The organism is Candidatus Similichlamydia epinepheli (genome assembly GCF_003056015.1).
Genome location: NZ_PPEU01000040.1, coordinates 1 through 7,699, shown reverse-complemented (window position 1 = coordinate 7,699; position 7,699 = coordinate 1). Strand labels below are relative to the sequence as shown.

The 7,699-nt window shown below is 39.7% G+C and carries 6 protein-coding genes and 1 tRNA gene; 2 read left to right on the top strand and 5 right to left on the bottom strand.

Annotated elements, in window-relative coordinates; all coding sequences use genetic code 11:
* Positions 1-1,285 (top strand): helicase-related protein (locus GCCT14_RS03085; RefSeq protein WP_192875487.1); only part of this gene is annotated, 1,285 nt, incomplete at its 5' end.
* Here GCCT14_RS03085 and GCCT14_RS03080 read toward each other — a convergent pair.
* Positions 1,282-1,728, bottom strand: coding sequence for a TspO/MBR family protein (locus GCCT14_RS03080; RefSeq protein ID WP_108624198.1), 447 nt, complete (start codon positions 1,726-1,728; stop codon positions 1,282-1,284). The two genes, GCCT14_RS03085 and GCCT14_RS03080, sit on opposite strands and share 4 nt — an antisense overlap.
* Before the next feature lie 292 nt (positions 1,729-2,020).
* On the opposite strand from GCCT14_RS03080, the gene glgP reads away from it, so the two are divergent.
* A complete protein-coding gene (gene glgP / locus GCCT14_RS03075; protein WP_108624197.1) occupies positions 2,021-4,462 on the top strand; it encodes a glycogen/starch/alpha-glucan family phosphorylase in 2,442 nt (813 codons plus the stop codon).
* Here the strand turns inward: glgP and GCCT14_RS03070 are convergent.
* The 4 genes from GCCT14_RS03070 to GCCT14_RS03055 form a co-directional block, all read right to left on the bottom strand.
* Positions 4,459-5,211 (bottom strand): metallophosphoesterase, encoded by a 753-nt coding sequence (locus tag GCCT14_RS03070; protein WP_157952548.1) that lies wholly within the window; start codon positions 5,209-5,211, stop codon positions 4,459-4,461. The two genes, glgP and GCCT14_RS03070, sit on opposite strands and share 4 nt — an antisense overlap.
* Positions 5,201-6,388, bottom strand: coding sequence for a sugar phosphate nucleotidyltransferase (locus GCCT14_RS03065; protein ID WP_108624195.1), 1,188 nt, complete (start codon positions 6,386-6,388; stop codon positions 5,201-5,203). Before GCCT14_RS03065 ends, GCCT14_RS03070 begins: the two co-directional genes overlap by 11 nt.
* Positions 6,389-6,489: 101 nt before the next feature.
* A tRNA-Thr gene (locus GCCT14_RS03060) sits at positions 6,490-6,562 on the bottom strand.
* Positions 6,562-7,699: hypothetical protein (locus tag GCCT14_RS03055; RefSeq protein ID WP_108624194.1), on the bottom strand; the 1,138-nt coding region annotated here is incomplete at its 5' end. The genes GCCT14_RS03060 and GCCT14_RS03055, both read right to left, overlap by 1 nt.

Below are 7,699 nucleotides of genomic sequence, written 5' to 3'. Positions count from 1 at the left end.
ATCTCACTATGTCAGTTCTTCTGACGTTCGCGAAGAGGCAGTCTATTTGATTCGTAGAGAGCTTGAAAGTGCAGAGAAGGATTTTTTATCACGTGGTTTAGTTTTACAAAGTGAACGTATTCGTCAGAGAACATGTTGTGATATAGAAATGATTTTGCAGTTGGGTTACTGCAAGGGAGTTGAGAATTACAGTAGACACTTCGATGGAAGAAGTCCAGGTGCTCCACCTTCTTGTCTTATTGATTATTTTCCTTCGGATTTTCTTTTAATTGTAGACGAATCGCATCAGACAATTCCTCAAGTCCGAGCAATGTATCACGGAGATCGTTCAAGGAAAGATACTTTAATTTCATATGGCTTTAGGTTGCCTTCGGCGTCCGATAATCGTCCTCTTCGTTTCGAGGAATTCCTCCAGAAGATTCAACAAGTGATATATGTATCAGCTACCCCAGGAGAATGGGAGATAAATGAGTCTAACGGAAAAATGATTGAGCAGATTATTCGTCCGACTGGGCTGATAGATCCTGTTGTAGAGGTGCGACCTTCTACAAATCAAGTTGATGATTTGATCTGTGAGGTGAGGAAGGAGGTAGAATCTGGTCGTAGAGTGCTAATCACTACTCTGACCAAGAAGCTAGCTGAGGAGTTAGCAGGATTTTTCAGATCAATCGGAATTCAGTCTGAATATATGCATTCCGATATTGGTACAATTGATCGTGTTTACCTTTTGTCCAAATTGAGAAGAGGTGGGTGTGATGTCCTAGTTGGAATTAATTTGCTCAGAGAAGGTCTTGATCTTCCTGAGGTTGGCTTAGTTGCCGTTCTTGATGCAGATCGTGAGGGTTTTCTAAGAAGTTCTACATCTCTTGTTCAAATTTCTGGGCGAGCGGCCCGAAATGAAAATGGACGTGTAATAATGTATGCCGACAACATTACTTCTTCAATTGAGAAGACAATATTGGAAATGAACAGAAGAAGAGAGATCCAAGAGAGACACAATCGTGAGTTTGGGATTTCTCCAAAAACGACAGTTCGTAGAGAGGGGAAGTTAAGCGGACTACTCCAAAAAGGTCCAAATATTGATGAGGACCATAAGCATGTAGTGACTAGTGCTCAAGAGGCTCGCAAGCTGATCAAAGCATACGACAAATCCATGAGGAAAGCTTCCCAAAAGAAGCAGTATGAAGAAGCCGCACGGTACCGTGATTTGTTACGCTTTTACCAAAAGCTAGAAAGAGATCTTCTGAATGAGGGAGAATCTCTCTCAAATGATACAACGGTCTAATTCAGCCATAGAATAGCACCATTTAGTAATAGAGCAAGTGTAATCCAAATCTGATAAGGAAGGAGGATAAATGCTGAGCAATGATCTTCAGTCCGAAGAAGGAATATAGTCGCGCCGTTCACGATCCACAGTACCAATAGGTTAAAGAAAGCTAGTTGAATCTGATGTAATTCGAAGAATAGAGTCGACCAAACGACGTTAGCTAAGAACTGTATTATGAAAAGTTTACGAATAATATTTAATCTTCTACCACCTGATAAGACTAGAAAAATACGAAACGCAGCTAACGCAATCATAGCGTAAAGTACAGTCCACACTGGAGAAAAGATCCATTTGGGTGGAGTCCACCAAGGCTTTATTAGATTGTCATACCACTCCGGGGAATTTACTTTTTGTAACTTAACTCCGATGTGTTGTAAAAAAGACCTGATCCAATTTTCCATAACCTTCCTTTAGGTATCTCTTGAGTTAGTCGTTCTATTACACAATATTGAGTAGAGGTCAATAGGCTATTGAAACACTAAATATCTCAAAGAAAAATCAATATTTTAATTTAATCTATTCAAGTTTTGCTGGATGACACTTGTTAATAAAGTTTCTGAAATAAATAGGCTAATTATCACAATTTTCTTTGTAAACTGACTGGAAAATTTCACTTAAAGATATTCATTTTTATATTGGATTATATGCTCTGAACGAATAGATAGGCGTCTTTAAATCGTTTGGGGATTTGTGATGTTGGACGAAGGAGTTCCTATCAGGATTGCACAAAAGATGAAGGATTATCTATTCCTTCAGATTGGTAGAACGTTGGAATCTGTTTCTGATTTCGATTTGTATCGTGCTTTTTGTTACGCCTTTAGAGAACTCCTTCTGGTACATTGGATGGCCACGTGGAAAGGATATAACAAGTCTGGATCGAGAATTAATTACTATTTCTCTATGGAATATCTTCCTGGCAGAATAGGAATTTCTAATGTGACCAACTTGCGCTGCATGGGCATATGTGAGAAAGCACTTGAGATTCTCGGATTAGAGCCTAGAGACTTATTAGCGCTTGAGCCTGAGCCAGCTCTTGGAAATGGTGGTCTTGGGCGTTTAGCAGCTTCTTTTTTTGAATCTCTTTCCACACAAATGTATCCTGCAATGGGATATGGACTTCGTTATCAATACGGACTCTTCAGTCAAGAGCTGGAAAACGGGGTCCAAGTAGAGAGACCAGATTGCTGGTTGTTAAATGAAAATCCTTGGGAATTTCGTAGAGATTTGCGCGCCCAAAAAATATGTTTCGGAGGAAATTGGAACGAAGAAAATGATTTTTCTGCATGTGAAGAGGTTAGGGCTTTACCTTACGACTTGCCTATCATTGGCTATTCTGATTCGAAATATCACAATGTGAATACAATTCGACTATGGTCAACGAAAGAGAGTCCAAGGAATTTTCGCATTCAGCAATTCAATGCTGGTTCCCTAGAACAAGCATCAGAAAATACTGCTTTGACAGATGTTCTTTATCCGAATGATCAACATATGCTTGGAAAGGTTTTTCGTATTAAGCAAGAGTTCCTTTTAGTTTCTGCATCTTTGCAAGACATTTTTTCCCGCTTCAAAGTTAAATATGAGAATGATTGGTCGCGTTTCCCTGATGTAGTTTCGTTACATATCAATGATACGCATGCTTCGTTAGTTGTTCCTGAGATGATTCGCTTGTTGCAAGAAGAAGCCAAAATGGAATTTCAGCAAGCTCTTTCCATAACGGTTCAATGTACTGCCTATACTAATCATACGATCTTGAATGAAGCCCTAGAGAAATGGGATCAGACTCTTATTCATAAATTGCTTCCTAGACAGTATCGAATCATCGAAATGCTAAACCATCAGCTGTGTAACAAGGTTAGAGAGAAGTTCCCCAATGATGAGGAGAAAGTTCAAAGGCTTTCCATGTTTCATCATGGTCAAGTCAAGATGGCACATTTGGCAATATTCGGATCGCATAAGGTGAATGGAGTCGCCAAGTTGCACTCTGAGTTGATAAAAAAGAACCTTTTTCGTGATTTTGTGGATATTTATCCAGAAAGATTTTGCAATGTGACAAACGGTATTACACATAGACGTTGGCTTCTTATTGCGAACCCTCAATTAACTAATTTAATTTGCCAATCTATCGGCAACCAATGGATTCTTAAGTCTCTTGAGTTGGAGAAATTTGCGTCTTTCGCAGATGATCCGTCAGTCCAAGAAGCTTTTTTAAAAATTAAACAAGATCACAAAAAATCTCTCTTCCCAGATGTAGATTCAGAGGCTCTTTTTGATGTTCAAATTAAGCGTATACATGAGTATAAAAGGCAGCTTCTTAACGCATTGCATCTGATAGGTCTCTATCTAGAAATCAAACAGGGGAAAGGCAAGGATCGTATAAAGCGTGTATCGATCTTTGCAGGAAAAGCTGCCGCATCTTACAGAATTGCTAAGAACATTATTCAACTTATCTGCGCAATTGCACGAAAAATTGCCTCTGACTCAGATGTAAACAAAATTCTTTCAGTTCATTTTATCCCAAATTATAGTGTGAGGCTGGCTGAAAAAATTATCCCTGCAGCTGATTTATCTGAACAGATCTCACTCGCTGGTATGGAGGCTTCTGGGACTGGTAACATGAAACTTGCTCTTAACGGAGCACTTACAATTGGGACGGAGGATGGTGCTAATATAGAGATGAGGATGTCCGTTGGGGATGATTTTTGGCCTTTTCGCTTCGGCAAAACAGCAGATGAAATAGAACAGATACGTTCATCTGGGAACTATGTCCCAAGAAACATCATCGCACAATCTCCTAAATTAGGATCCATAATTAACGCATTGATTGATGGAACATTAGCAACTAATCAGAGTGAAACAATTGCTTTTCGTGAGATTTATACCAGTTTAATGGATGGAGAAACACCAGACCGTTATTTCGTTTTGATGGATTTTGATTCGTATTGGCAAACCCAAAAACGAGTTGAAGAGCTGTTCAAGGACCGTAAAGAGTGGGCGAGATTGGCCCTCAAGCAAGTAGCTGCTATGGGATCTTTCTCATCTGATCTTTCAATTCAAAAATATGCTCAGTTAATATGGAATATCGAGCCTACTCCTGTTGATCCACAAATATTTGAACAGATTAGCAAACAGATTTAAAACGAAAGAATCTTTAACGGTTGAAACTCTAGGTAGTCAGCAGCGGTAAATAGATAATTAATACCGTTCTTTTCTCCAAATGGGACTAGGCCTTTTTTCAAATTGTGAAGATGTCCAAATACGACGACACTTACACCTTCCTGTTCGAATAGTTCAGAACAAGGTGTAGAGGGTTCTAAAGATGGGTGAAGAGGAGGGTAATGGGTCATAATGATCTTCGTTTTATCTGAGGGCATTTTTTTTAAAATAGAACGCATACGTTCCATCTCTCTTAAGAAAATTTTCTCATCATGTTCGGTCCAAGAAGGTGAGGGAATACTATCCTTTCCGCACCATTCTATTAATGTAGGACAAAATGTTAGAGGGTGATCCCAAAGTCGTGTGCCGCCAATGGAAAGGCTCCCCACCTCAATAGGATCTGTAAATATGGCCCTCATGGAAGGAGGAAGAACAGACTCCATTTTTTTACGAGATGACCACCAAGGATCGTGATTGCCTTTGATTAAAATTTTTTCACCAGGAAGATTATCAATCCACTTCAAGTCAATGAGAGCATCTTCCAGTTTCATTGCCCAAGACAAATCTCCAGCTAATAAGACAAGGTCGTTTTCTCCTACTAGATCTTTCCAGTGGAAGGCGATCCTCTCTTGATAATCTTTCCAAGCCTCTCCAAAATGAGCCATGTCCTTATCTCGACAGGAAAGTGAAAGATGAAGATCAGAAAGAGCCCAAAGCGTTCTAGAAGACAAAATGATCCGGGATGTTGGTTTCTTGTGGAAGTATGATAATACCGTTTTTCACTTGAAAAAGATCGTGATTAAATGAATCAAGTCCTTCAATATTTTCCAATCGAACGTTGTTGCCGATGATAGTGTCTTGATCTGCTAATACTCGTTTCAGAGAAGATGACATTCCTATTTGTGTCCCGCGAACTTTTGATGATGACCCACCCATGCAGACAACTTCTTGAAGCTTAGAATCGTCCCCAATTACGCTGTGAGGGCCGATCAAACAACGATTAAGAAGCGAATTCCCAATAGAACAACTATCACATATCATTGAGTTTTTCACAGTGGCATTCCCGATCTGAGTCGGAGATAAATGTTCGTTTGTTTTACTTAAAAGAGTTGGACGATGTCCAATACCAGAAGCGACATCTAGATGGTATTCGAAATAATCAAACGGAGTCCCTACATCTTTCCAGAACCCATTAAATGGGTAAGCCCATACGGTATAATTTAGAACAGCTTCAGGAAGAATATGCATTCCAAAATCTGATCTTGGGTCTTCATCTAATAACTTGAAGAGAAATGATTTTCGGAAGAGATATATGCCCATGTTCGCATGGAATGGTTTATCGCCATCATTTAATCGTAATGTGTCTAATACTTCTGCTGAATTAGGCTTTTCCACAAAACGTGTAATAACATGATTAGATTGCAGCTGCATAATTCCCATTCTTTTAGCGTCCTTCTCATGAACGGGAACTGTGCAAATAACTAAATCAGCTTTTCGGGCTTCAGCAAACTGAAATAATTCAAGAAAATTAAATGTGTAAATTTGATCACTAGATAAGATGAGAAGGTAGTCGACATCTAACTCTTGCAGGTAAATTTGACTTTTACGTACGGCATCAGCAGTCCCTAACGATAATGCACGTCCTTCTCCCCAGCCAATGAATTTAATGTGGTGAATCATCTCATTTCTCGAATAGTGACGAGAGACACATTGATGTAAAGAATGGGATAGATATTGTGTCACTATGAATAGCTGCTCGATTCCAGCCGAAAGAGCATTGCTGATTACGACGTCAATTAATGTATAACGCCCCATTAAAGGAAGAGCGGGCTTGCATCGATGCTCAGTCAAAGGACGTAGACGAACACCCTCACCACCACTTAGAATCACTGCCGCAACTTTAAACATTCGCTATCTCCGAATTATGAGTTTCAACGAGAAAAAAGAAGGTGTAAAGGTGCTATTTGCAGAGTAACGAGAAAAAAGAATTACCGTATCAAGGGTCAATATGCCTGAAGAGGGATTCGAACCCTCCACCTGTGCGTTACGAATGCACTGCTCTGCCGAATGAGCTATTCAGGCTAAGAATCAAAACGAAGCTCCAGACCCTTGACTGCATTCTTCATTAGCAAAGCTCTATTCTGTTCTAGCGTCTGGCTTGTTTTATGACTAGCCGACATATGAGCCTTTCGTACAGAAAAAACCAAGGAATTCAATTCACGCTGGGATGTTCCCTCTATCAGTCCTAAGTTAAGTCCAAGCTTCAAGAGCCCAATCGCCTCTAAAGCTTCTTGAGTTGTTAAATGGAGAGCGTAACGCAAAAGACCTAAGGTTCTGGCAATCCTATCAAATAGCAAAGAATCACCATTAGAAATAGCCTTCTTATTGACGTTCGTCTCCACAACAATCAAATGATTGATGGCAGTTTCCAATTGAGCCAAGACTTGATCCTCAGATGAGCCTAAGCCATATCGATTCTCTAAAACAACAATCCCACCAACCAACATTCGACACGTGATCCCTTTGAAAGGTTTCGCTTTCAAAATTTGGCCAAGCTGCTGACTTAAGACGACTCCAGGTAAAATCAAGAAGGCCTGCGCAAGCAGGCCAGTTCCGCACAACCTAGGATTAGAAGTCATGAAACCAAACTCTTTCGAAAAAGCAAAAGAAAGAGTTTCTTCCATGCGTTTCTCTAACTCCATTAAACGAGATAAGCCCTCATGAAGTTTATGGCCTGTCTGTGCGACTTTTAAAATTATGTGATCGTAAAGATTAACCAAGATAAGGGTTGATAAATGTTCATCGAAAACAAAAGCTTCACCTAGATGTGCCTGGTGGATGCTTTCTGTTAAAAGGAAATTCTCAATCAAAAAATCGCGGTCCCAAGGATTCGCTTTATCTGCCTCTAAAGAGGTCAATCCATGCAAGTGTTCACAATCCCGAAGAGATTGAGTAATCAAGGGAATTATTTGAACTTTTTCAGACAAAGACAACTTGCTCGGAAAGAGGAAAGGACAAATATTCCTACGCAAGCCTAAAACGGAAGCAATCCAGAATTTTTGATCATTTGTATCCCACGGAGGAATGGGCAGAGATCGAGAAGCAACATCTAACATGCTTGTCCTTCGATCCCCAAAATATTTCGAATTTGATCTTCTGAATGGTAAAAATGTCCATACTGGTAGATGTCCAGGAGATGAATTTGTTAATAACTCTTTA

Excerpts from the sequence above, each read along its gene's own strand:
- GCCT14_RS03080 (WP_108624198.1), bottom strand. The coding sequence starts at position 1,728 with ATGGAAAATTGGATCAGGTCTTTTTTACAACACATCGGAGTTAAGTTA.
- glgP (WP_108624197.1), top strand. The coding sequence starts at position 2,021 with ATGTTGGACGAAGGAGTTCCTATCAGGATTGCACAAAAGATGAAGGAT.
- GCCT14_RS03065 (WP_108624195.1), bottom strand. The coding sequence starts at position 6,388 with ATGTTTAAAGTTGCGGCAGTGATTCTAAGTGGTGGTGAGGGTGTTCGT.